The organism is Candidatus Chloroploca sp. Khr17 (assembly GCF_004138165.1).
Taxonomy (GTDB): Bacteria; Chloroflexota; Chloroflexia; order Chloroflexales; family Chloroflexaceae; genus Chloroploca.
The window spans coordinates 17,735-38,810 of record NZ_RYFF01000048.1; the positions used below are offsets into that span (position 1 = coordinate 17,735).

A 21,076-nucleotide genomic window follows, 5' to 3' on the forward strand; every position below is an offset into this window, starting at 1 on the left:
CCGCCTTGCGGTCAGGGCCTGCCGTCGTGGCAACCGTTTGCCGAACGTTCGTCGCGGGGGCAGCCATCTGCCCCCCGGCTGAGCTGATGCACCAGGTGGCGACCGACAGGGACACGGCGCGTCCGCAGGACGGGGCTCCGGTCTGGCGCGCAGGCGCTGGCGCAGCCGATACCAGCGCCCAGCGGCGAGCGTTGCCAGGCACTGGCGGGTGGGCTGTCCACACCCCGTGTGGCGGCGCCATCCTGCCATCGGTTGGGTATGTTTCATCGTTTCTCCTCCCTCTACCTGCCTCACGGTAACGCCTGGCCCTGCTCAGGGGCCAGGTGCGGGCGAAGTTCCATCCGCGTCGGCCCGACCTGCAAGAGCATGCGACCCTGGGCCTGGGTTGGTACCGTGACGGTCAGGGTGCGGGTTGCCCCCGGGGCCAAGGGGGTGCGCAGATCGGTCATGGCTGGCATCACGAGTGGGCGCTCTTGAACGGTCAGACTGATATCGGTCGCCGTGAGCAACAAAGGCTCACGATGCTGATTCCGCACCGTCACGCTCAGATCGTAGGTCGCCAGGTGCGTGGCGGTGACCGTGACGGCCTCGACCACCAACGCCGTCCGCAACACCTCCTCGCGACTGAGCGGTGGCTCCAGCAAGGTGCGCCAGCGCAGCAGCGGAGCAGGCGGCGCGGGGCTGAGACTCCAGGTCACGTCAAGCGGGCTGTGGGGGTGAGGAACCAGGTACTGCACGGCACTCCCGGTAGGGGTGTTCGTCAGCGCACTGGGCAGCAGGGCCGTGCCGTTGGGCAAGCGCAGGGTGGGGGCCACCAACGGCCAATCCACCGGCGCGGAGCTCGTGACCATGACGGTGAGGCGGGCCTGCTGCGCGGGCAAGGTGGGATCTTCGCCGCGCCCGGTCAAGATGAAGCGGTCAACCGTAAGCGCAGTTCCGTCCGGGAGCGTCACCGCCTGACCCAGCGCACGTGGCTCAGCGGGGGCAACGATCTGCAACAGCGCCAGCCGGGGCGTCACAGTACTTTTCGGCTCACACGCGTCGATCTGGAGATCGGCCTGGCTGAGGCGGTCGGTCGTCAGGTGCCCTACGCGGGTCGGGGTGTCACCGCCACCGGGCAGGGTCACCGTGGTGGCGTCAGCCAGCAGCAGCGCCGGCACGCAGAAGCGCAGGGGGAGCCAGGTCGCCGCTGCCCAAACCGCCTGGGTACCCTCGCGGAGCGTGGGCCATCCGGCCTCGCGGGCGGTCTGGGTCACGGTCAGAACCGTCGTCGTGCCATTGGCAGCGGTGAGGTGCAGGGTGTCCAGGGGCCAGGGCGTAACGAGCGTGCCATTGACGGTGAGCGGCGGGGGTGGTGTCGCCCGCGAAACCGCCTCGGCGCGCGGCCAGAGCATCCAGATGAGGATGACGAGAATCAGGCTGACACAGATCATCACGGTGCGTACGAGCCGGGCGCGCTCAGACGTGCCCCCGGCACCCAGGGCATACTGCGCCTCAGTGGGAGCCATGGTCAACGCATGGACATCGACGCTATACCAGCGCGGCTCGTCGGGTGTCCCCCGTGGCAGCAAGCCCCGGCCATCTTCGGTCGCCAACCCCTGGGCATCGTTCAGCAGGTGTTGCAAAGCGGCGCGGTGGATCTGATCCGGATCCGTCGTCGCCTGAGCCGCTAGACGGGGATCATGCTGCCCGTTCGCCCGGATCGTGTCGCGCTCCTGATTGAGCACCGCGTCAAAGAGCGCCCGTTGCGCCGGGGCAATGCCGTCGAGCGTGGCCTGGGCCGCCTGGGCTTCCTGTTCACGGCTGTGCGTCAACTCAAAGGCAAAGGTACGCTGGCGGTCAGCCTGCACCTCAAGCAAGGTGCGCTGGGCCTGCAAATAGGCCACCCAAGCCCGATAGGTCGCCGTCATCTGTTCATGAAAGCGGGCGGTATCACGTTGTTCGGCGGACGTAGGCATCACTCATCTCCTGTCGCGGGTACCTCAATGATCAGCACCGCCTGATCAATCTCCACGTGCATGCCGAGCGCCGGGATGCGCAACCGCCAGGCATGCTCCGGGTCAACCTCACGGGTGAAAACGAGGGTGCCATCCGCCGGGGTCACGGCTTCGGCCAGCAGATCGTCGAAAGCATTGAGCACCTGCACGCGCACACCACTGAGCGGGAGTCCCTGCGGGTCGGTGGTACGCATGGCCGCCGGGAGGTTCGCTGCGGTGGGAGCACGACGGAGGCTGACAGTTACCGAACGGGAACTGCGCGCCGGGGGCGGGGCAGGACGAGCCACCGGAAGCGGTTCGAGCGGCACGACCTGAATGGCCTGCACGCGCAGAGACGAGGGCACGGCGGTCGCGGTGGCGCGTGACCCCGCCGAGGCCGGTGACGCACCAGCCTCCTCGGATGACGGGGGCAAGCCTTCCGCAGGCGCGTCCGGCAGAGGCGCGGCCTCCAGCATCCGCAGGTCGGTGCCGCGCATCCAACCGGGCATGACCAGGTCGTGCGGCTGCACCCGTACCCAGACACCGCTGGCCTGGCCGAGCAAGGTGACGTGGTGGCCTTCGGGGAGGCTGGTCAGCACGGCACTGCTGCCGCGTGGCCCCTCATGCAGATCACTGGCTTCGGTGATCACCAGGGCCGCGCCGGTTGGCGCGTCGGTACTCGGGGGCGCAGCGGTGGGGGCCGGTGGGGCTGCGGCGGGCGCGGCAGCGGGCGGGGCGACGGGGGCCGGGGCCGGGCTGACCGGGCGACTGGGCAGCGGTGGGGGTGTCGGCGTTGGCGGTCGCCCGGACTGGGCCTCACTCCGCGCCCGGATCTCGCGGCCAAGCGAGCTCTCCGCCAACGTGATCGCGAACCGATACCGGCCCGCGTCGGCGTCGGTGACGATGGGTTGCAACGCGCCCGTGCGGGGGGCGAGGCGGATGACGGCTTCACCGTCGCTCGGGGCCGTCCAGGTGAGCAGGCTGTGCAGACTGAAGCCAGGGAAGGCATCATCGTTGTGGGCGACCGGCACATGCTCGTCGCCCCAGAAGAGATCCAGCACGGTATCGGTGCCTGGCCCCAGGTCAAACGTCGCAAGGCGGTAGGTCAGCCCGGCTTTGACGGTCACGCGCAGATAGTCATGATCACCGCCCGGACAGCCGCCAGCGACGGGGCAGACGAAGGTGAGGTCGTAGATCACGCCGACGGCGATGGGTGCCGCGTGGGCCGGACTCCAGTTATCTTCGAGCGCGTCTGGGGCCAGCGCGGGGTCAGCCGGGGCCGGGGGAGGCGGCGGGGGCGGCAGCACCTGCTGTACGGCCAGGTCGTAGCTCGCGACGGCGGCGGACGGGCGCAGGGTGGGGGTCACCTGCAGGAAGAGGGTGCCGGAGATCGTTGGGGCCAGCGCCAGGGTCGTCGCGGGCGGGGTGAGGCTCGCCAGCAGGGTGCCATCGGCCTGGCGTGCGGTCAGGGCGAGGGTCAGATCCGCGCTGGGGTGCAGCGTGATCTGGGTCACCAGGCCGGTGGCCGGGAGTTCCAGCTGATACCAATGCGGCGGCGTCCCTGGGCGGACGGTGAGGGTCGCCGTGCGGTCATCGCGCCGTAGGCGACAGGCCCGCGCCCGGTCGTCATGGCCTACGCAGGTGGTTCTGGCAGGGGCGGCTCCCTGTTCCTGCGCAGGCGGCGCGGGTGGGCTGACCGCCGGGGGCGCGGGTGGGCGCCCCTGGCCCCGGGGTTGCGGTCGCGGACGGCAAGACCGGCGTGACCACAGTCGGTTCGCCCAGGATGGGCGTCATGGCCTGCGCCGCAGCCACTGTCGGCAACGGAGTAAACCAGGCCATCACCGCGATCACGAGACCCAAACCAGTGAACACAAGCCCTGAAATGACCAACCACACCAGACGAGCCATAACCTTCCTTCCTTCCCCGTTCTCACGTGCGCCACCTTCATCCGTACTACGCCGCGCAGGCCATACACCCACGCGTTCCTTAGCCTGCCTCACGCCGCCGGCGGCGTCGCCGGGGCGGCAATGGTGCTGGGGCCACGACCGGCGCGGGAACCGCCGCGTGCGCTTCGTCCGCCGGTGCGGGCGTGGCGAGCGCCACGTCAGCCGGGCCTGCCCCTGCGTTCGCCGGGGGCGGCGGGGTTCCCACGGGCGGCGGTGCGGCTGGGGGTGGCGGGGGCGGCGGCGGCGGTGGCGCCATGGGCGGGGCAGCCACCAGAGGTGGTGGCGGTGGAGCCGGGGCCGGGGCCGGGGGCGGGGCAGACGCCGGAGCCGGGGGCGGGGGCGGCGGCGGTGGCGTCGGTGGCGGCGCCGCCGCCGGTGGCGGCGCCGCCGCCGGTGGTGGGGCAAGCACCGCAGCGTCGCGCCGCATTTGCAAGCGCATCGCGCGCGTCCCCTGGTCATGGCGCTGGCCGGCATACAAGCCCCGATACAACTCATCCTGATCGTCGAGGTGGCCCATCGCCACGGCGACTTCCCCCAGCTGCATCATCGTTGCGGAACGACCCATCATCGCGGCCATCGCATAGCTTGGGCGTTCCGTCTGGGCCATCGCGGCCATGCCGGTGAGCGCTGTACTCGCACCTGCCGTCGCGGCGCCGGCGGCCAGCGCCACCCCACCAGCCGCCGCGCCTGCGGTCGCCCGTGCCGCGCCCGCCGTCGTCTCCCAGGCGGCCAGCATCGAGAGCCCCGTCAGCGTTTGCACCGTCGCACTGACCGTGACCAGACTCCCCTGCAACGTGTTGGCGGCCAGCACGAGCAAGACCCCCATCAGCAGCAAGCCCCCGATCGCAAAGCCGGTATAGGCCGCCGCATTGCCCATCTCGGCTGCCGCCAACAGGCAGGCAAAGAGCAGGCCCATCACGAAACTACTTGACCACGAGACCTGGATCACCGTGATGGCCCGACGCACCAGACTGGTAATGCCCTGTGACGTCTGTTGGAACCAGACCACGAGCAACGCAAGGGGCAGCCCCACCCAGAGCATGACCATGCTGAGGCTCAGGACGAGATGCACCATGGCTTCCGCCACCGCCAGCATGCTCGGCAACAGCCCGACGGCCAAGCGGGTCACCCCGCGCTGGATCCCATCCAGCGCCACTTTGCGGTCATTGGGTAGCAGAATCTGGCTGACATCCTCAGTCGTGGCAAAGTTGGGCGGATCAGCAAAGAAGGCATCAGGCAAGGTGCTGCTCGGCCCGGTCAGGTTCGGGCAATGAATATCGGCGGCATTGGCATAGAGCAACGCTGCGGCCAAGTCATCCATCTGCATTGCACCAAGCGGCCCCCGGCGCTCCAACTGACCGGTGCCGCACGGATTCGCCGGATAGAGCGGCACCGGTGCGGCCATATCATCGGCAGTCACGCCAAAGATCGCGCCCGGTGCTGCGGCCGTGGCTTCCAAAAACAGGGTTGTCGCAACTTCGGAACGCACCTGTTCCGCCTGGCTGATCAATTGCCCGCCTACTGTCAACAGCACCGGGGTGAGGATGGCCCAGAGCAGCACATGGCGCAGCGTGATGGGGACGTTGCGCCCCGTGAACGGGAGCACCATCAACAGCAAGCAAGCCAGGATGAGCGCCAGGACGGCGAGGGGCACATAGAGCGGGTTGAAGAGGTCGGTCACCACCTGATAGGCCGTCGTGAAGACCACCTCAACGAGCCACCAGCGCATCACCGTCAGTTGATAGGCGAGTTGTAACAGGGTACGGTTGAGCATCCAGCCCACCGACGCGAGGCCCAGCCAGAATTCATACTGCGCACCGTCCATGCAGGCTCCGACATTCATCGGACTGCATGCCGCAACCGGCGACGGCCAGCGCAGCAGCGCCCCCACGCCGCCAATGAGCATCAACCCCGCCAGCCACCAGCGGCGGGGGCCGCCACGCCATGGGCGCATGCTGCGTCGACCGGGGCGGATCATGCGTTCCTCCCACGCCACCAGATCTGCCCGGTGGCAACGGCCAGCACGAGGAGGCAGCCCATCAGCAGCCAGGCAACCCAGCCGTGCAGCAGCGCACGAGGGGCCGTCGCCGTTCCAGCATCCCGTGGCGCGGGCGACAACGCTGAGCCTGCGGCCTCCGCACGGCTCGGCGGCGCGGTAGCCATGCGCAGGTCAGCCGGGGGCGCGCTCAACCATGTGGGCGAAGCTGGCCCTTCGGCAAGCGGGGGGGCAACGGGTGGCGCAGGCGGCAGCAGCGGCAACGTCTGCAAGGTCGCTTGCATCGCAGCCGCAACCCCGTCAGGTACCGGAACGGGCTGATCGCCGGCGATCATCGTGCCCGGGTCAGGCCGCACCAGGCCCGAGGCTTCCGCACGGAGATCGAGCCGATTCGTGCCTGGGTGCAGCGTGAACTTGATCCCGTCGGTTTCAGCCCCAGCCAGGAAGAGGGGCCCCCCGGCCACCCGGCCCTGGACGGCCACCCGTACCTGCCCTGCGGCAAGCTCCGGCACGGTTGCCATGCCCGTAGCGTCCGTCGTCGCACGCTGGATCAACTGCGACCCGGCGGCATCACGGATCAGCACCGTGACATCGGCCAGTCCAGTTCCGTGTTCGTCACGCAAGCTCACCACGAGCACGGCCCCCAGCGGCGGCGCCGCCGTTACGCGTGAGACCAACCCGAGCAGCAGCACCAGCAAGACACTCCCGCCCCACCACCACCGCATGATCGGCTCCTTTCTTGACGCCAGCTTGCTCGTCACCGCTCCATCCTTCCCGTGGCGCAGTTCCTCCGCCTTGATCACCGACCCCGCCCCATGTCTCGCCCTGGTGCGCCGTTCAACGGGCGGTGCGAAAACCACGAATGCGTGGCGCATAAAAACTGGACTGCAAGACGTCGTAGTCAATGCGCACCCCCAGACTGGGACTCGCGGCATGCACCATATCCCACTGCCCGTTCCCATTCAGGTCGCCCACGAGCATGCCCACGTGATCAATACCCTGCCCGCCGATCGCAAAGAAGATGAGATCGCCTGGGGCAAGCTGGGCCAGATCAACCGGTTGCATGCGCGGCCACTGGCCCGCCGTGCCCTGCGGAATCGTCACTCCGATCTGGGCATAGACCCAGGTCATCAAGCCTGAACAGTCAAACGCTTCAGGGCCTTTTGCCCCCCAGATATACGCTTTACCCACCTGATGGAGCGCCAATTGCACGACCCGGGGACGCCCCGGCGGGGCGCTCACGCCCTGGATGGGTACCTCGTGGCCCCAGGCCTGCCCTGGTTCGGTTGACCACCCGGTCAACGCGCCCGGATCAGCGCACGGTTCGGCCCCGGGTGCCCGCCACATGGCATCAGTCCACTGAAGCGTGAGCTGATTGGGTTCCTGGCGCTGCAAGCCCAGGTTGGGCGTGGGCGTGGGCGTCGGCGGGGCCAGGGTCGGCGTCAGCGTCGGCATCCCTGGCGGCACCGTTGGCGAAGGCAACAGCGGCACCGCGCTTGGATCGCCCACCAGGGCCAACTCAACGACCTTTGGCGTGCCACGCGGCCCTAGCACAGGGACGGTCACGCTACTCACGCCTGGCGGAATAAGTTCAGGCAGACTGGCAACCCCCGCCAGGTGGAGTGCGACTGGCGTGACGCTCCAGGTACCGCCTGAGACAACGGCCCCTGATGGTTCCGTCACGGCCCGTAGCCGGAGTTGTTCGGCATACTGAATAGGAATGGGGGCCACCGTATGGTTGTGCCAGATCAACTCGATCAACGCGAGTTGCTGCTGGTCAGCAGCCACGCCAGGCAACGTCACCACTGGCCCGGCCTGCGCCGTAACCTGGATGTGGAACGGCCAGGCTTCGACGCGCTGTCCAAAGACATAGGCCGTGCCCACGGCGGCATACGGCGTGGGTGACGGAAAGGGCGGGCCACCCAACGGGCCATACTCCTGCTCCCAGCGCTCGTAGAAAAGCTCTTCCTCCCAATCGCCACCTTCGGTGATCGGGCGCGTATGGGTAATGACCTCTTTCACCGGGCCATCCACCCCAAACGGACGGGGGGTTGGACTCGGACAAGCCCAGCGCGGCGCGGAGGTAATCACCGTGCTGGCGGTTCCACAGGCCAGAAAGAGGAGACTCACACTGCTGATGAGCACCACCACCATCATCCGGCGCTGCGTCGTTGACAGTACGAAACGCGCCGCAAGCCGCCGCCCTTGAGGGCGTGTGGTGAGGCGGGTTTCGCGCTGGCTTGAGCCAGAACATTGCCGACATTGAACATTTGTGTTACAATGCCCGCAATGTGGGCCTGCGGGCTGCACAGGTGCTCCTTCGGGAGCCGCACCTGAACAGCAGGATATGTTGCTGGTTGTGTCGCTCAACTCCTGCGGCACATAAAACATGTCAGGTGTTCCTTGGATGGTGCAATACGTTCCTTCGGGAACCGGGTCGGACAGATCCGTTGGTCGTTACGCTCGCCACGAGGCGGGTTGGGCCAAGAAGCCGCCGCCCTTGAGGGCGTGCGGAGTGTCACCAGGTCTGCTTCATGGTCGCCCGCCTGACGGTGTCGCCGCTGGCGCGAGCGTCTGGGCGGACAGGATCTGATTGAGTTCCAGCGTTCGCACGGTCACACGCTGCTGCTGTTCAACCCAGGCCAACCAGAGCGTGCGACTCTGCAAAGCCTGGGCCCCCACCGCCAACCCCACCGCCCGTGAGCCCAGCGCCAACGGGAGAGGCGCCGCGCTCAGCGGCTCCATCAGCGTCTGCCATGCCCCGGTGCCGGGGGTGGTCACGGCAGCATAATGGGTCGCCATCTGGTCACAACACGTCCAGAGCGCCGCCACCTGATCAGCAACCGGGTCATAACCAGGGATCACCGTCCCCACTGTAGCCCCAGGACGATGCACGATCGCTTCAAGCGGAAGCCAGTGCGCCCCGCCATCCAGCGAGGTCAAGGCATACGCGGTTGCCGGATGCTCGGCATCTGTCCAGGTAAACATGATCAGGGGGCGGTCAGGCGCAGCCGGGCGCGGGGCCACCAGCGCCTGCACGCGCCACATGCGCAGACTGGCCGCGATGCCGGGTACCGCAACGGGCTGATGCGCAAGCTGCCATGGAGCGTCAGGCGCACCGTGTTGGTGTACCAGCACGGCGGTCACCTGCGCACCGCCCGTCAAGACCACGCCCAGCACATGGGTGGCCTCCCCGGCCCCAAGGATCACCAGACGCCCCTCGCTAAAATACCAGGTCGGAACGGGCAAGCGCGTGACGGGTTGCCAGCCCTCGGCGGGCAACCGGGTGACCATGGCGAGTTGCATTGTGTCCGGGCCATCTTCGCAGATGAGCATCGCCACCAGGCGGCCATCGGCCCCCACCGCCAGATCATTGACCCGGCGACAGCCGGTCGCCAGGCGCTCAGGTGCCTGCCAGGTGGCCCCGTAATCGTGACTCTGGCTGGCCCAGATCCCCGCCGGCGTTCCCGAGGCTGGGTGCGGATCACTCATGCCCCACACGGCGTGAAGCGTATGATCGGGGGCGATTGCCACCGCCACCGTGCGACTAAAGCGCCCAACCTGGGCAGCGCCCAGATCCACCTGCCGCGCCGGGCTCCAGACCTGTGTCTGAGGATGCTGCACCATGACAAAGATCCGATCCGGGTCTTCATTCGGCGACCAGACGGCCGCCCCGAGCACGGGCCAACCTTCGGTCGGGTGGGTCGCCAGATCCAGATCCAGGATCATCCCTGGCAGCTGAAGCGTGGTCTGGCGCTCACTGCCGTGGCGCCAACGGCGGGCTTCCATCGTAGGATAGGGTGGCGGCGCTGGGATCGGCGTCGGCCAGGGCGGCAGCGTCGCCCCAGGGCCAGGGTCACAACGCGGATAGGGCGTCGTCGTGGGGAGCGCCGTGGCGAAGGGGTCAGGTGCGCCCGCCTCCAGCGGTTCATGGTCAGGGGTCACGGTTACCGGTGGGGGTGTCGGTGCCTGATCTGGCCAGCAGCCCGTGACCTGGGCCGTCGCACGGCGATCGGCATACGTGGGCGGTACGGCACAGCCCGTCAACCCAAGCAACAAGCTGCCCAGAAGCACCAGCCACCAACCGCCCAGCGCCCCTTGGGGCCGCCCCTGATCCATGAACCGCACCATCCCATCCCTCCTGAGCCCCCAGGCCAGCCTGCCGCAGGCACAGGCACGCCAGCACCAGGTCAAACGACCTCGCGTGCATCGCATCAAGCCTGAGCCACGACCTCGAAGCTGAAGCCAACCATGAGGATAACGTTGAGGCGAACTATGGCGAGTATAGCAACCTGTCACGGGGATGCCTATGCCCAGAGTGGGAAGAGTGCGCGTCAGCGTGCCAGCGCTGGCGTGCCGTAGTCTTGCACTCAACGCCAGGGTAGGGTACAATGTCCCAGGTAGGACATGAGGAGGAACGATGCTACTGACAACGCGCCAGGCGGCCGCACGCCTCGGGGTCACCCCACGGCAAGTGCGCCGCTATGTGCGCCAGGGGTTGTTGCAGGGCCACCCGCTCGGTGAGTATCCAACGGCACCGCTGGCGATCACGGAAGAGAGCGTCGCCCACCTCGTCGAAGTCCGGGCCGCCCATCCCCTACCGCGACGCCAGCGTACCCTGGTAGCGCAGAGGAGCGAACCATGACCGTACTGGCTGTCGCGATGCAAAAAGGCGGGGTTGGCAAGACCACCACGGCGCTCTCCGTCGGCGTCGAGCTCGCCCAGGCAGGTGCGCGGGTCTTGTTGATTGACCTTGATCCGCAAAGCAACTTGACCCAGGCCCTTGGCTATGATCCCACCACCATCGAGCAATCCGTCTATGAAGTGCTCTTAAATCCGACGCTGGGCACCAGCTTTGCCACGATCACTACCAGCTATGGGGTTGATTTGATCCCGGCCACCCTGGCGCTCGCCGGGGCCGAACTGACGCTTGCCGGGCGCTTTGGCCGTGAGTTGCTGCTCCGCACCGCGCTCGAGGAGACGCGGCGCACCTACGACTACATTCTGGTCGATAGTCCTCCCAGCCTGGGGGTCTTTACCGTCAATGCTCTGACGGCGGCGGATGCGGTGCTCGTACCGTTGCAGGCCCACGTCTTTGCGTTGAAAGCCATGCCTCAGTTAGAAGAAACGATTGGCATTGTCCGGCAACTCAATCCGTCGTTGCGGATTGGCGGCATTGCGGTCACGATGGTTGATCGGCGTACCAGCGTCAACGCGGTGGTGGAAGAGGCCATTCGCGCCCAGTACGGCGAGCTCGTCTTTCAAACCGTCATCCCCTTCAATGTCAAACTCGTCGAATCACCTGCGTCCGGCCAACCCATCAGCATCTACGCCACCGAGAGCAGCGGGGCGCAAGCGTACCATCACCTGGCCCAGGAGGTGGCCGCACGCTATGGCAAACGGTAAGCAGCGGCTGCAAGGTCTGATCGGCACGGGGGTTCCGCTCCAGAAAGGAGCGCCCTATACGGTTTCGTCGCCGGATGCTGAAGGCCAGGAGCCCGTCCCAACCACCACCACCCTGCAGCGTGGGGCACCCTTTACCATTTCCACGGCTGACGACGTGGACATCCCCCTCTCGGACGCCGTCCTCAGCTTGCGTGAGGAACTGCAGGCGCTGGCACGCAACTACATCGGGGCCCGGCGGCGGAGCGGGAAAGCCCTGCTTGAAGCGGCCCGCTGGTTGCGCGAAGCACGGGTGGCGGCCGATCACGGCGAATGGTATGCGTTTCTTGAGGCAACCGAGACGTCAACGGATACCGCTGAACGGTTGCTGCGGATCTACGAGCTCGCGATGCAGCACCCGGCCTTTGGCAGCGCCGTCGCCGAAGGGCGCTTGAGTCAATCGACGGCCGAACGCCTCGCCCGTGAGTCAACCCCGTTTGAAGTGATCGAGGTCGTGCTGACGGCCGAGAAACCCCCAACGGTCGCCGAGGTTGATCGCGCCATCCGCGCCGCGAAGCGGGCCTCGGTTGAGTCAGGGCGTGCGGCGGGGCCGCAACCCCTACCAGCTGATCGCGCTGAAGGCGCAACGCCCAGGGTGGCCCTCCTGGCGAGCGGAGGGCTTGATCCCGCGAGTCCAGACGCGCTACCGATGCAGCTTGCCCTCCAGGAAATTGCCACCATCCTGGCGGAACTGGCCCAACATGCCGAACAGTTCACCCTGAATGAAGCCTCGACGCAAGCCCTGCAGAGCATTGAACAGTCCCTTGCCATCCTAAAGGCCGCGCGCAGCAAGCAATGACGGAGGCCTTGCGTCACCCCAAATCCCGCAATTTGCGGGGTACTCGTACACCTGTGCGCCTCTGCGCCCTTGCGTCTCTGCGTTAAAAAAGCAGCTGAAAAAAGCGCACCTCACCCCAAATCCCGCAATGTGCGGGGTACTCGTACACCTGTGCGCCTCTGCGCCCTTGCGTCTCTGCGTTAAAAAAGCAGCTGAAAAAAGCGCACCTCACCCCAAATCCCGCAATTTGCGGGGCACTCGTACACCTGTACTCCTTCAACCCTTTGCGCCCTTGCGCCTTGGCGTCAAAAAACCCGTCTTATCGGTGCTTCAAACGCACCAAACTGTGGTATACTCCCCCATATGGTGCTTCAAACGCACCATACCGTGTCATATGACTGCCTTTGGTGCATAAGAAGCACCAACACCCATGGAGAACATGATGTCCAGCGATCTGCCGGTCCCTGCACCGTCGCCCCATGAGCAACTCCCGATCCCGCTCTTTGATGGGGTCGTGCTCGCCGTGCGTTCTGGTGATGGTCTGATCTTTCTCGACTTACGCGACCTCTGTGCAACCCTCGGCCTAGATGTTGCCTCACAGCGTCGCCGCATTCTGACCATGGATGACGTGCGCCTGGCCCCCTTCCGCGTGTCAGTGGGAGGAAAACAGATCCGCACGCGCGATTTCCTCTTGCTTGATGATGTGCCGCTGTGGCTGCTGAGCGTGCAACAGCGCCGCGTGAACCCGGAGGTGCGTGAGCGTTTCAGCTATGTCAAGACCTATCTCGTCAACGCCGTGCGGCAGGCGTTCGCCCAACTGACCGGGCTGCCCGATGCGCCAAGCAGTACGATCGAGGATCTCAGTGAGCTGGATCGCATAGATCAGGCGCTGAGCCAGTTGGCCGTGTTAGGCCAGCGCCAGGCCGAGCTTGAGCAGAGTCAAGAGCGTGCGCGGACAGCCTACCGCGATCTCCGCTCGCTCTTGAGCGAACTCCGTGAGCGGGTGCAGGAACTCGAACATCAGGCCCACACGCGGCTGAGCCCAACGCAACGGGGAACCATCTACCGGATGGTGCAGACCTGGGGCCAGGCCCGCGCGCAGCACACCCCCGATCTGGCACCTGGCCTTGCTATACGCCGCAGCTGGGCTGAGGTCAATGCCCGCTTTGGGGTCAGTACCTACACCGATCTGCCAGCGTCACGCTATGACGACGTCGTGCAGTTTATCCAGGATCGCTACCGCGATTTGACCGGCAAGGAACTACCACGGATCGAGCAGCACGAGCTGGAGGAATTTGATGGAGCATGAGCGCCTCGCGCAACGGGTAGGGCGGCGCCTGCGTGCCGCCCGCTTTGCGGCTGGGCTGACGGTACGCGAAGCGGCCAGGCTGGCCGGTCTTCCGGGCCACACCCAACTCGTGCGCTACGAGAACGGCACCGCGCAGCCCCCGCTCGAACGGCTCGCCCTGCTCGCCACCGTCTATGGCACGACGCCAGCCGCCCTGCTCGCCGCTCATGATGACGCGGTCGCCTTGATCGCAGTCATCGAACGCGCCGACGAAGCACTGCTCCACCGCTTACTCAGCGCGTTGGGGTGACGATGGCCCACCGGCACGCTCTGGGCTTCAGCGCTCCTCAGCCTCGAAGGGCTGAGCGAAGCGTTGGCGTAGCCGTTGCAGCCATGCGCGCACGGCGGCGCGATCAGCGAGTTCCAACTTTTGATAGATCTGTTTCCAATACCGTTCAAGCAACAAACTGCACCTGGATCGGTCGCCCCAGGACATCACATAAGGCCCGTTGCACGGCTCGCTGGTAGCGGGCTTGCAGATGCACCAGATGCTCCGTTGGAGCCTGAATGGTCGCGAGGCCGTCGTCGAGGCCGATCAGCCGTGTCGCCCGTAACCAGGTGTCAAACTCCTGCCGCGAACACGCTTCCCGGAGCAGCGCCAGGGTCGCTTGCCACGCTTGCCTTGCCGCAAGCGGGTTCTCCAGCACGGTTTCGTCGTGCCCAACGCTGCCCATCGTTGCCTGGGCAGGTCGCTGGACGCTCTGGTCATCAGCACCCACCGCAGGATCACCCAAGTCACGGTCGCCCAGGTGCGACCCCGCCGTGCCTTGGCCTGGGGCGGCGGTTCGCAGCATGGGCTGCTGGGCGGCTCCTGCGCACGGCGCTGGTTCAGCCAGCGCGGAAGGCTCGGTGTTGCCCAACGCATGCCCAGCAAGGGCTTCTTCAGCGGTCACGCCCTCCGCCGGGTCGTTGGCCGACGCTGCCGGCAGCGTGAGTTGCGCCCGTACCCGGTCAGCGTCATAAGCCCGTGGAGGGGCCTGCGGCGAGCGGCGGTGCGGTTGATGGGGTGAACCCTGGGGCGCACTGGGGCGCATACGTGCCGCATTCACCCGCTCGCCCCGGCTCCAGCATGCCAGCACCAGACCCTCGGGCAGGACGATGTTGGCTCGACTCCGCGCCGCGGCCAGATCCTGCTGCCATGCGGCCAGGGTTGCCGTTGGAAAGCCCTGGAGCGCGGCCAGCGCCGCCGCACATTCGTTCACGAGCGGATTGTTGGCCCATGCCGTCAGCAGCGCTCGATCAGCCTCAGGAAAGGCTTGCAGCAGCCTTTGGACGAAGCTGATCCCACCCGGTTCTTCGCTTTGCGTACGCCCATGCTGCTGCTGCATAGATTCATGCTTCCACATGGGGGGGTGTGGGGGGGGATCGATCCGGGATGGATCAAACCCCGCTGAGCCAGAGCCGGTCTGAACGTTTGGCGCACGTGGTCGCTCCGCTTCCATGCCCGTCGGGTTCACTGTTGGTTTGAGTGTCGGGGTGACCTGTGGCTTGTGCGTGGGGCAGGCTGGTTCAGCGACGTCGTCGGCAAGGCGTTCGCCCTGGTTGGCCTGACTCTGAACGGGGGCCTCGGGGTTGGAGGAATTTGTCATTGCCTCGTGATGGTTTGGATGGTCAACTCCTGCTTCCGCCAGGGGATCCGTAGGCATCCTGGGATGGACACCAGTTGATGTCACTGGGGCCGCCGCGTCTGCCGTGTCGTCGAAGGCTGCCCTCACGGCCACTTCCGCGCACAGGATACGACCACGCTCGGGCTTAATCTCTAGGGTGATCAGCCCGCATGCCGCGAGTTCTTCCAACAGCCAGCGGGGCCGACTGGCCCCACAGTCGAGCAGCACCATCCAGCCACGCACCCCTCCACGGAGCACGACCTTGCCGTTGGCATCCATCAGACGGCGGAGCCGCCGCATGGCCCGTTGTTTGGCGGGACTGTTCCGCAGATCAAGCTCAAGCATTGCCTCAAATTCGGTATCCGTGCGTCGGCGTCCGGTGGTCGTCTGGGCGCAAGATGGGATCATGCGAGCTCTCCGTAGGGCTCATGCTGAACCTGCCTTGGGTCGTTGGGGTGCTTTTTGGGTACAAAAACCCCCCAACCTCTTGACAGCAGGATCAAGGGCTGCTAGTATACGGAGCAGAGGCACACGATTGATCGTTGCTACGATCAAGCCTCGCGCGAAGAGCGGGCTCCTGACCATTGGCTTGGCGGCATGGTGGTCTGGGGCTTCGTTTTTTTATGCGCGTCGTTTTGCTTGTGGGCCACTGCTCAGGTGTGCTGTTCCGGGCCGTGGTGCTGCGCAGGTTTTGCTTACGTCATCGTTCCTTCCTCTTTGGTTGCGGCCGAGGCCATGTCGTGCGAGCGACCCACCTGGCTGTGTGTCCGGGGCGCTCGGCGGCCCCGTTGGGTGGCCTTCATGTGAGGGGCTGGTTCCCACCGGATTGCTCTCTAGCATAGCGAAATAGCTCGACATGTTCAAGAGGATTGCGTGACATTTTCTGACCAGTTGCGCGACATGCAGAGGCAGTTGCGCGACATGCAAAGCTGTTTCATGTCGAGCAACGGGATAGTTAGCGTCGTGGTGAAGGTGTTTTATGGCTTTCTGAAGGGCTTTTACGCGCCTCGAAGCGCATGGTTCGTTGCTCGACATGGCGGCTGGTGGGTGTGGCTTGCCAGCAGGTCGCTCATGGCCGTCAGGGGACTATTTGCTCGACATGTCCTATGTCGAGCAATGTCGAGCAACCGAACTGAAGCCATGCCTGCGTGGGTGCGGTTGTGTCAGACACCCAAGCCTAAAAGGGCTTGGGCTTGTGCCTCAACCCGAAGGCTGGGCACCATAGGCCGTCTGACAGGCGGCCCGATTGCGGATATTGATCGCGGCATTGACATCGGCAGGAGCCGTATGCCCACACACGACACAACAAAACTCAGCTTGCGAACGGCGATTGGCCTTTTCGCAATGCCCGCACACCGCACAGGTGCGACTGGTGTTGCGCGGGTCAACCGCAACAACGGGCACACCTGCTCGTTGCGCCTTGTAGCTGATGAACTGCCGCAACTGAGCGAAAGCCCAGTTGCTGTGTCGCGCTCGCTGCTCCGGCCCTCTAGCCCTCGTCCGCTGGCGAATGTGGGTCAATTCCTCGACCGCAATCGCCCGCTTCGTGCGTTCGGCCTTGGCAACAAGCCGCTTGCTGATGCGGTGGTTTGTGTCTTTTTGAAACCGTTTCTGTCGGCCCGACAACTGGCGCAGCCGCCGTTTGGCCGACTTTGTGCCGACCGACTGGAGTGCAGCTCGACGCCGGGTGTACCACTGCCGCTTGCGATCTACGTGCTCGCCTGTGTGCGCCTCACCGTCGCTGTCGGTTGCCAGATTGACGATGCCCAGATCGACCCCGAGCACCCCTTCCATCTGCTGCTCATTCGGCTCAGGCACATCGCAGACGGCCAGCAGGTAGAACGCACCCTTATGGTAGACCAGGTCACTCTCGCCTTTTCGGAACAGCAAGAGGTGCTGCTGATGCTCGCCCAGGCGGTAGGGGACGTGCTGCCGCCCTTCAACCGTCCAGATCGACACCGCTTGCTTGTCGGTGTACCAGGACAGGTTGCGGTCGTCAAAGGCGATAGCTCCGTGTGGACGAAACGTGCGCTTCACGTTTCGGTCGAGCGTATAGGCATCGGCTACTTTCGCAATACAGCGAACGAGGATTTGCGCCCCGAGCTGAAACGAGTCCTTGACCTGATGGTAGGAGAGCTTTTGCAAGGGGATACGGCGAAACTCACGCGCCTGCCACGCAATCAAGCTGATCGCATCACACGCGGCGTTCGCTTCTGCCAGCGTTGCCAGCAGGGCCGCGTGCTGCTCAGGGGTTGGGTTCAGCCGGATTTGTGCGATAAGTTTCATACAGTATGAATTGTAGCACATATAGGCGGCGTGCGCAAGCATTGGGCTAAAGCCGCTCAAGCGGGGGCGTTCCTCCCGGCGCTCAAGCTGCCGGGCTTCCCGCCCTAAAGGGTAAACCATCGTGACATCCCGTCTGTCGCGCAATGTCGCGCAACGCCCTCGTAGGGCCGCCGTCCCCGCCGCTCGTGGCCTTGACCCAATAGTTTGCAAAGAAGCTCACGCGAAGGCGCGAAGGCGCGAAGGGTTAACTCACCTACGCGAAAACCTTTGCGTCTTTGCGCCTTTGCGTCAATACGGGTCAACCTTATGCGCCAAGCTGCCCTTGTGCTCGTGTCGACGGGCGACGGAGCCTTGCCCCTACTGCAAGCAATAGCGGGTATTGCGTGAGCGTCCGATCACCTTGATAAAGCCGTGCTCCATCAAGCCATGCAGATCGCGCAGGATCTGACGTGAACTGATGTCAGCGCCCAGCACGTCCTTCAGGGTGCCCAGCGTCACTTCACCCTGTTGGCGCATAATCTCGATCATCTCTTTCTGGCGTACATTGAGTTGGGCGTAGATATCCTGCTGGAAGAGGGTTTCGATGGGCCGCCGCCAGACGCGCGCCACAAAGAAGGCATTGTTAATATCTTCAAACTCAGCCGGGCGCATCTTCGCCTGGGCCAGGGTTGCCACCACCGTATCAAGCCCCTGGCCCACCCCTTCAATGAAGCCCCGCTCAAAGAGCAGGGCGAAGAGGGCCGGATTACGGCTCCGCTGCACATCTAACAAGCGATCGATGGTGACGCCTTCAGGCAGGCCCCCCGGATTGTTCCATTCAATGTGATTATCGAAGACTTTCACGATGGCCTGCGTGTAGAGATCGCGGTAGTCCCGATGCGCAATCATATTGACGCTCAATTCGCGGAGCACGACCGGTGGGTATTCATAAATTTCCACGCGCTCATACCCACCTTCAATCGTCATGCCCCGGCGGTTATGGGCTTTCAGATAGGCCTCAATGCTCGCGATCTGGTCAAACACCGTGCCGCCAATGCTCCGCTCGATATGCATAACTTCAATCGAATTCGGGGTGCTGCCCCGATAGTGGACAATATTGACCCCCGTGTTGGCAAAGTAGCGTTGCGGTTCGTGCCCAAAGGCGAGGATCCCGGTGGGCGTGGCCAGCAATTCCGCGCCTTCCTTGACCATACAACGGCTCCGGATCAGGTACTCGACCGGATCAGGGTCGCCATTGAAGCGGAGTTGTTTCGTCGCACTTGCAATGTGCGCCCGCACCCGTTCCATATCCAGGACATCAAGGCTGGTGCCACTGATGGGCAAGCTGTCGATTGTTTGCAGCTGTTGGAGGGTAAGGTTTGGTTCCTTCATGTCATGCTGGTTCCTTGCTGGGGTGGCGTCAGCACCGTCGGCTCGTCCTGAAGGAGGTTGCCCATGCTGGTGGTGCTGAGCAGGTTGGCATGCCCTCCTTGGCGCTCAATGCGTTCAATGAGCTGCGCCGTTTCCTCAGAGCTTGCCAGCAAGGCGGACGGGGAGCGCCCTAAGGCATGCGCCAGGGCAATCAGCCGGGGCAGGCTTAACGAGCGGCGTCCGGTCTCATAACTCGACAGCGTCGAGTGATCCCAGTTGAGGCGTGCGCCGAGTTCGCGTAACGTCAGGCCAGCCTCGGCGCGGGCATGGGCGAGGCGCTGTCCAATCAGGTGATCGATCGTTTCAGCCATAGGGGGCTGCCTGCCCTTCTTCTGGTCATTGCTTCGCCCTCGGCCTGCAACGGTCGTGATCCACCTGCTTGTCCCAGGGCTTGGTGACGTATTGACAACAGATCATAGAGGATGCACCGCTTTTTGTCAACCGAGTGGGCGATCATGGGTAGGGCTGAGCAACGGCGACCCGACCGGGTCGCCGTTGCTCAGCCCTCGGCTATCCGGGAGCGAAGGCCACCTCCGTGGCCTGATCCAGCCGACCCATGCCGGCGTTGCCCTCCGTCGCTGTGAACGGCGCGTCAACGGTGCCCCCCGGAGCGCTGACGTTGCATCAGTCCTGGCGCTCATGGGTGCAGGTATGCGCTCAACCCCCTGGCACAGGCGAGGGCTTTCTCAGGACACCGGAGGGAGCCTATTCAGCTGCGGCTGAGGCTGGTACTTTGGTCGAGGCTCTGCACCAGGGCTCCAAGGAGACAGCATGATCTCAGGAGGCGGGCCTACGCTGACCGAAGCGCTGCGGCAGCGGCCCGGTGCGCGGTTTTCAAATGCGCACCGGGCCGCTGGGTTGATGGTACGTGCGGTAGGCGCAACCGGTGAGCGCTGCGCCTACCTTGCCTACCAATGAGCCTATGCCTTGCTTCTTGGCTGTTCCGCAAGCCACTTCGTCAGATCGTTGAGCGTGTCAAACTCCAGCAACGCTTCACTCAAGATCAGTAACTGCTCGGGTGTCAAGGCCAAGACCTCACGCCGAGTACCCTCAGGCAACGGTTCAAGTTTGCGCGTGAGTTGGCGAAGGAGCAAGTTCTGGCGTTCCTCTTGGCGGCCTTTCAATTCCCATTCCGTGATCAATTCCACCACAGCCTCCTGGATTGGTGTTTGCCATGTGGCAACTTCCGCCTCAAACCGACGGGTCTCGTCGCCATTGAGCGGGAGATAGATGCTGACAAAGGCTGCCAGCATCCGACGCTGCGCCGCCGTCATTGGCACGCCCGCCAGCATCCGCAGACACGCTGCTTTGACTTGCCAACGTTCTTCACGGGCGATCCGCATGCGTGCCATCAACGCAGCCGCCAGCGGATTGGTGCTGCTCAGATAGACGCGCCAGTCCAACTGGTTCAATTGTATCATGAGGTACTCGAACCGGAGCACCTCATGGTGACCAACTGTGACCTCGTGTCGGTGGGGGGCTAACCGACGCGGACTCGGATACGAACAGAGCGCAATGGGATAAATGGGCCGGTCGTATCGGTCATAGAACCGGGCAAAGTAGCGAAACATCCGGCGCGGCAACTGAGCATCGCGCTGAGCTTGATGCTCCAGGTGGATCAGGAAGGTTGCCATCCCCTCACGTCCTTGCGCCTGGACCACCAGGTCAGCGGTGCGGCGGTCAGGATCGAGCAAGTCCACGAACGACTCGGGCGCGAGCAGGGTCAGTGTGTCGGGATCAAGCAGGGCGAGGATATCGGGGGCAAAGAGGTCGAGAAACTCGACGAGAAAGGTGCTCAGCAACTGCTTGAAGATGCCATCATGATCGAGCGCCATCGCGTGACCTCAGCGGAAACAACGCCTGTCACAGGGTGCGATGTCGATGACAGGCAAAGAAAAGAACGTATGTACTGCACATCATACCACCAGTGGGGTTCCCTGGCAAAACGAGTGGATGTGGCGCTGCGACACAGCGCATCATGGCCCAAGCGTCTGGGCTTGCTGCTTACTGGGCCTCCTGCCACGCCGCAGGACAGCGAGCAGCGTTGGGTCGCGTCGCTCCTCGCTGTCCTCATCGTCACCAGAGGGGAAGTTGTTCGGGGTGTCCCGTTGGGGGATCCCCAAGGGATGGCTGCTCTGGGGGCGAAGCTTCGCTCAACATAGACCCTGCCAGCATGGCATCACCCCGCCACAGCGGGGTGATAGGTGCGGCGGTCATGCGGTGGTTGGGCAACCATACATCGATCCGTCTGCTATACTAGCGTCAGCACAGTTTCTTGAGGCTTGT

19 protein-coding genes are annotated in these 21,076 nt (G+C 64.8%); 6 read left to right on the forward strand and 13 right to left on the reverse strand.

The features are described from left to right. Nucleotides 1-290 precede the first annotated feature (290 nt). From EKD05_RS20520 to EKD05_RS20550, 7 genes are all read right to left on the reverse strand, one after another. The gene (locus EKD05_RS20520) at nt 291-1,958 is read right to left on the reverse strand and encodes a hypothetical protein (protein WP_129676637.1); all 1,668 of its coding nucleotides are present in this window, start codon (nt 1,956-1,958) and stop codon (nt 291-293) included. Beyond that, entirely contained in the window at nt 1,958-3,490 is a 1,533-nt protein-coding gene (locus EKD05_RS26485; RefSeq protein ID WP_205704012.1) for an SH3 domain-containing protein, read from the reverse strand. The genes EKD05_RS20520 and EKD05_RS26485 overlap by 1 nt, the downstream gene beginning before the upstream one ends. Before the next feature lie 112 nt (nt 3,491-3,602). Beyond that, nucleotides 3,603-3,884 (reverse strand): hypothetical protein, encoded by a 282-nt coding sequence (locus EKD05_RS20530; protein WP_129676639.1) that lies wholly within the window; start codon nt 3,882-3,884, stop codon nt 3,603-3,605. Between the two features lie 79 nt (nt 3,885-3,963). After that, complete coding sequence (locus tag EKD05_RS25985) at nt 3,964-5,901, reverse strand: ABC transporter ATP-binding protein (protein WP_165360856.1); 1,938 nt, start codon at nt 5,899-5,901, stop codon at nt 3,964-3,966. Beyond that, nucleotides 5,898-6,644: a carboxypeptidase regulatory-like domain-containing protein gene (locus EKD05_RS20540; RefSeq protein WP_129676642.1), complete on the reverse strand. Its 747-nt coding sequence runs from the start codon at nt 6,642-6,644 to the stop codon at nt 5,898-5,900. The genes EKD05_RS25985 and EKD05_RS20540 overlap by 4 nt, the downstream gene beginning before the upstream one ends. A 112-nt stretch (nt 6,645-6,756) precedes the next feature. Next, nucleotides 6,757-8,076 (reverse strand): C40 family peptidase, encoded by a 1,320-nt coding sequence (locus EKD05_RS20545; protein WP_165360858.1) that lies wholly within the window; start codon nt 8,074-8,076, stop codon nt 6,757-6,759. Between the two features lie 375 nt (nt 8,077-8,451). Further along, nucleotides 8,452-10,050 carry a hypothetical protein gene (locus EKD05_RS20550; RefSeq protein ID WP_129676646.1) on the reverse strand — a complete coding sequence of 533 codons (1,599 nt, stop codon included), beginning with the start codon at nt 10,048-10,050 and terminating at the stop codon, nt 8,452-8,454. 289 nt (nt 10,051-10,339) lie between these two features. Between EKD05_RS20550 and EKD05_RS20555 the strand changes: the two genes are divergently transcribed. The 5 genes from EKD05_RS20555 (at nt 10,340) to EKD05_RS20575 (ending at nt 13,737) form a co-directional block, all read left to right on the forward strand. Beyond that, nucleotides 10,340-10,564, forward strand: coding sequence for a MerR family DNA-binding transcriptional regulator (locus EKD05_RS20555; RefSeq protein ID WP_129676648.1), 225 nt, complete (start codon nt 10,340-10,342; stop codon nt 10,562-10,564). After that, the gene (locus tag EKD05_RS20560; RefSeq protein WP_129676650.1) at nt 10,561-11,325 is read left to right on the forward strand and encodes a ParA family protein; all 765 of its coding nucleotides are present in this window, start codon (nt 10,561-10,563) and stop codon (nt 11,323-11,325) included. Before EKD05_RS20555 ends, EKD05_RS20560 begins: the two co-directional genes overlap by 4 nt. Continuing rightward, nucleotides 11,312-12,160, forward strand: a complete 849-nt coding sequence (locus EKD05_RS20565) for a DUF3102 domain-containing protein (RefSeq protein WP_129676652.1) — start codon at nt 11,312-11,314, stop codon at nt 12,158-12,160. Before EKD05_RS20560 ends, EKD05_RS20565 begins: the two co-directional genes overlap by 14 nt. 418 nt (nt 12,161-12,578) lie before the next feature. Then, nucleotides 12,579-13,448 (forward strand): phage antirepressor N-terminal domain-containing protein, encoded by an 870-nt coding sequence (locus EKD05_RS20570; protein WP_165360859.1) that lies wholly within the window; start codon nt 12,579-12,581, stop codon nt 13,446-13,448. Then, on the forward strand, nt 13,438-13,737 hold the full coding sequence (locus EKD05_RS20575) for a helix-turn-helix transcriptional regulator (RefSeq protein WP_129676656.1): 300 nt from the start codon (nt 13,438-13,440) through the stop codon (nt 13,735-13,737). Before EKD05_RS20570 ends, EKD05_RS20575 begins: the two co-directional genes overlap by 11 nt. A gap of 27 nt (nt 13,738-13,764) precedes the next feature. Here EKD05_RS20575 and EKD05_RS27035 read toward each other — a convergent pair whose 3' ends face one another. From EKD05_RS27035 to EKD05_RS20595, 5 genes are all read right to left on the reverse strand, one after another. Beyond that, complete coding sequence (locus EKD05_RS27035; RefSeq protein WP_255427257.1) at nt 13,765-13,890, reverse strand: hypothetical protein; 126 nt, start codon at nt 13,888-13,890, stop codon at nt 13,765-13,767. Beyond that, nucleotides 13,883-15,502: a DnaA N-terminal domain-containing protein gene (locus EKD05_RS20580; RefSeq protein ID WP_129676658.1), complete on the reverse strand. Its 1,620-nt coding sequence runs from the start codon at nt 15,500-15,502 to the stop codon at nt 13,883-13,885. The genes EKD05_RS27035 and EKD05_RS20580 overlap by 8 nt, the downstream gene beginning before the upstream one ends. A gap of 792 nt (nt 15,503-16,294) precedes the next feature. Continuing rightward, the gene (locus tag EKD05_RS20585; protein WP_240695875.1) at nt 16,295-17,500 is read right to left on the reverse strand and encodes a transposase; all 1,206 of its coding nucleotides are present in this window, start codon (nt 17,498-17,500) and stop codon (nt 16,295-16,297) included. Nucleotides 17,501-17,737: 237 nt separating this feature from the next. Continuing rightward, entirely contained in the window at nt 17,738-18,751 is a 1,014-nt protein-coding gene (locus EKD05_RS20590; protein WP_129676660.1) for an ATP-binding protein, read from the reverse strand. Then, nucleotides 18,748-19,101: a helix-turn-helix domain-containing protein gene (locus tag EKD05_RS20595; protein ID WP_129676662.1), complete on the reverse strand. Its 354-nt coding sequence runs from the start codon at nt 19,099-19,101 to the stop codon at nt 18,748-18,750. The genes EKD05_RS20590 and EKD05_RS20595 overlap by 4 nt, the downstream gene beginning before the upstream one ends. Nucleotides 19,102-19,561: 460 nt before the next feature. Between EKD05_RS20595 and EKD05_RS25990 the strand changes: the two genes are divergently transcribed. Next, entirely contained in the window at nt 19,562-19,708 is a 147-nt protein-coding gene (locus EKD05_RS25990) for a hypothetical protein (RefSeq protein WP_165360860.1), read from the forward strand. A 2-nt stretch (nt 19,709-19,710) separates the two neighbouring features. On the opposite strand, the gene EKD05_RS20600 is transcribed toward EKD05_RS25990, so the two are convergent. Next, nucleotides 19,711-20,625, reverse strand: a complete 915-nt coding sequence (locus EKD05_RS20600) for a DUF4351 domain-containing protein (RefSeq protein ID WP_129676664.1) — start codon at nt 20,623-20,625, stop codon at nt 19,711-19,713. Nucleotides 20,626-21,076: the final 451 nt, after the last annotated feature.

Bases quoted from the DNA above. Each gene is read 5' to 3' on its own strand.
- EKD05_RS20520 (WP_129676637.1), bottom strand. From the start codon at position 1,958: ATGCCTACGTCCGCCGAACAACGTGATACCGCCCGCTTTCATGAACAG.
- EKD05_RS20585 (WP_240695875.1), bottom strand. From the start codon at position 17,500: ATGGTTTACCCTTTAGGGCGGGAAGCCCGGCAGCTTGAGCGCCGGGAG.
- EKD05_RS20560 (WP_129676650.1), top strand. From the start codon at position 10,561: ATGACCGTACTGGCTGTCGCGATGCAAAAAGGCGGGGTTGGCAAGACC.
- EKD05_RS25990 (WP_165360860.1), top strand. From the start codon at position 19,562: ATGATCTCAGGAGGCGGGCCTACGCTGACCGAAGCGCTGCGGCAGCGG.
- EKD05_RS20580 (WP_129676658.1), bottom strand. From the start codon at position 15,502: ATGATCCCATCTTGCGCCCAGACGACCACCGGACGCCGACGCACGGAT.
- EKD05_RS20600 (WP_129676664.1), bottom strand. From the start codon at position 20,625: ATGGCGCTCGATCATGATGGCATCTTCAAGCAGTTGCTGAGCACCTTT.
- EKD05_RS20545 (WP_165360858.1), bottom strand. From the start codon at position 8,076: ATGATGGTGGTGGTGCTCATCAGCAGTGTGAGTCTCCTCTTTCTGGCC.
- EKD05_RS25985 (WP_165360856.1), bottom strand. From the start codon at position 5,901: ATGATCCGCCCCGGTCGACGCAGCATGCGCCCATGGCGTGGCGGCCCC.
- EKD05_RS20570 (WP_165360859.1), top strand. From the start codon at position 12,579: ATGATGTCCAGCGATCTGCCGGTCCCTGCACCGTCGCCCCATGAGCAA.
- EKD05_RS20530 (WP_129676639.1), bottom strand. From the start codon at position 3,884: ATGGCTCGTCTGGTGTGGTTGGTCATTTCAGGGCTTGTGTTCACTGGT.
- EKD05_RS20575 (WP_129676656.1), top strand. From the start codon at position 13,438: ATGGAGCATGAGCGCCTCGCGCAACGGGTAGGGCGGCGCCTGCGTGCC.
- EKD05_RS20540 (WP_129676642.1), bottom strand. From the start codon at position 6,644: ATGCGGTGGTGGTGGGGCGGGAGTGTCTTGCTGGTGCTGCTGCTCGGG.
- EKD05_RS20595 (WP_129676662.1), bottom strand. From the start codon at position 19,101: ATGGCTGAAACGATCGATCACCTGATTGGACAGCGCCTCGCCCATGCC.
- EKD05_RS20555 (WP_129676648.1), top strand. From the start codon at position 10,340: ATGCTACTGACAACGCGCCAGGCGGCCGCACGCCTCGGGGTCACCCCA.
- EKD05_RS20565 (WP_129676652.1), top strand. From the start codon at position 11,312: ATGGCAAACGGTAAGCAGCGGCTGCAAGGTCTGATCGGCACGGGGGTT.
- EKD05_RS20550 (WP_129676646.1), bottom strand. From the start codon at position 10,050: ATGGTGCGGTTCATGGATCAGGGGCGGCCCCAAGGGGCGCTGGGCGGT.
- EKD05_RS20590 (WP_129676660.1), bottom strand. From the start codon at position 18,751: ATGAAGGAACCAAACCTTACCCTCCAACAGCTGCAAACAATCGACAGC.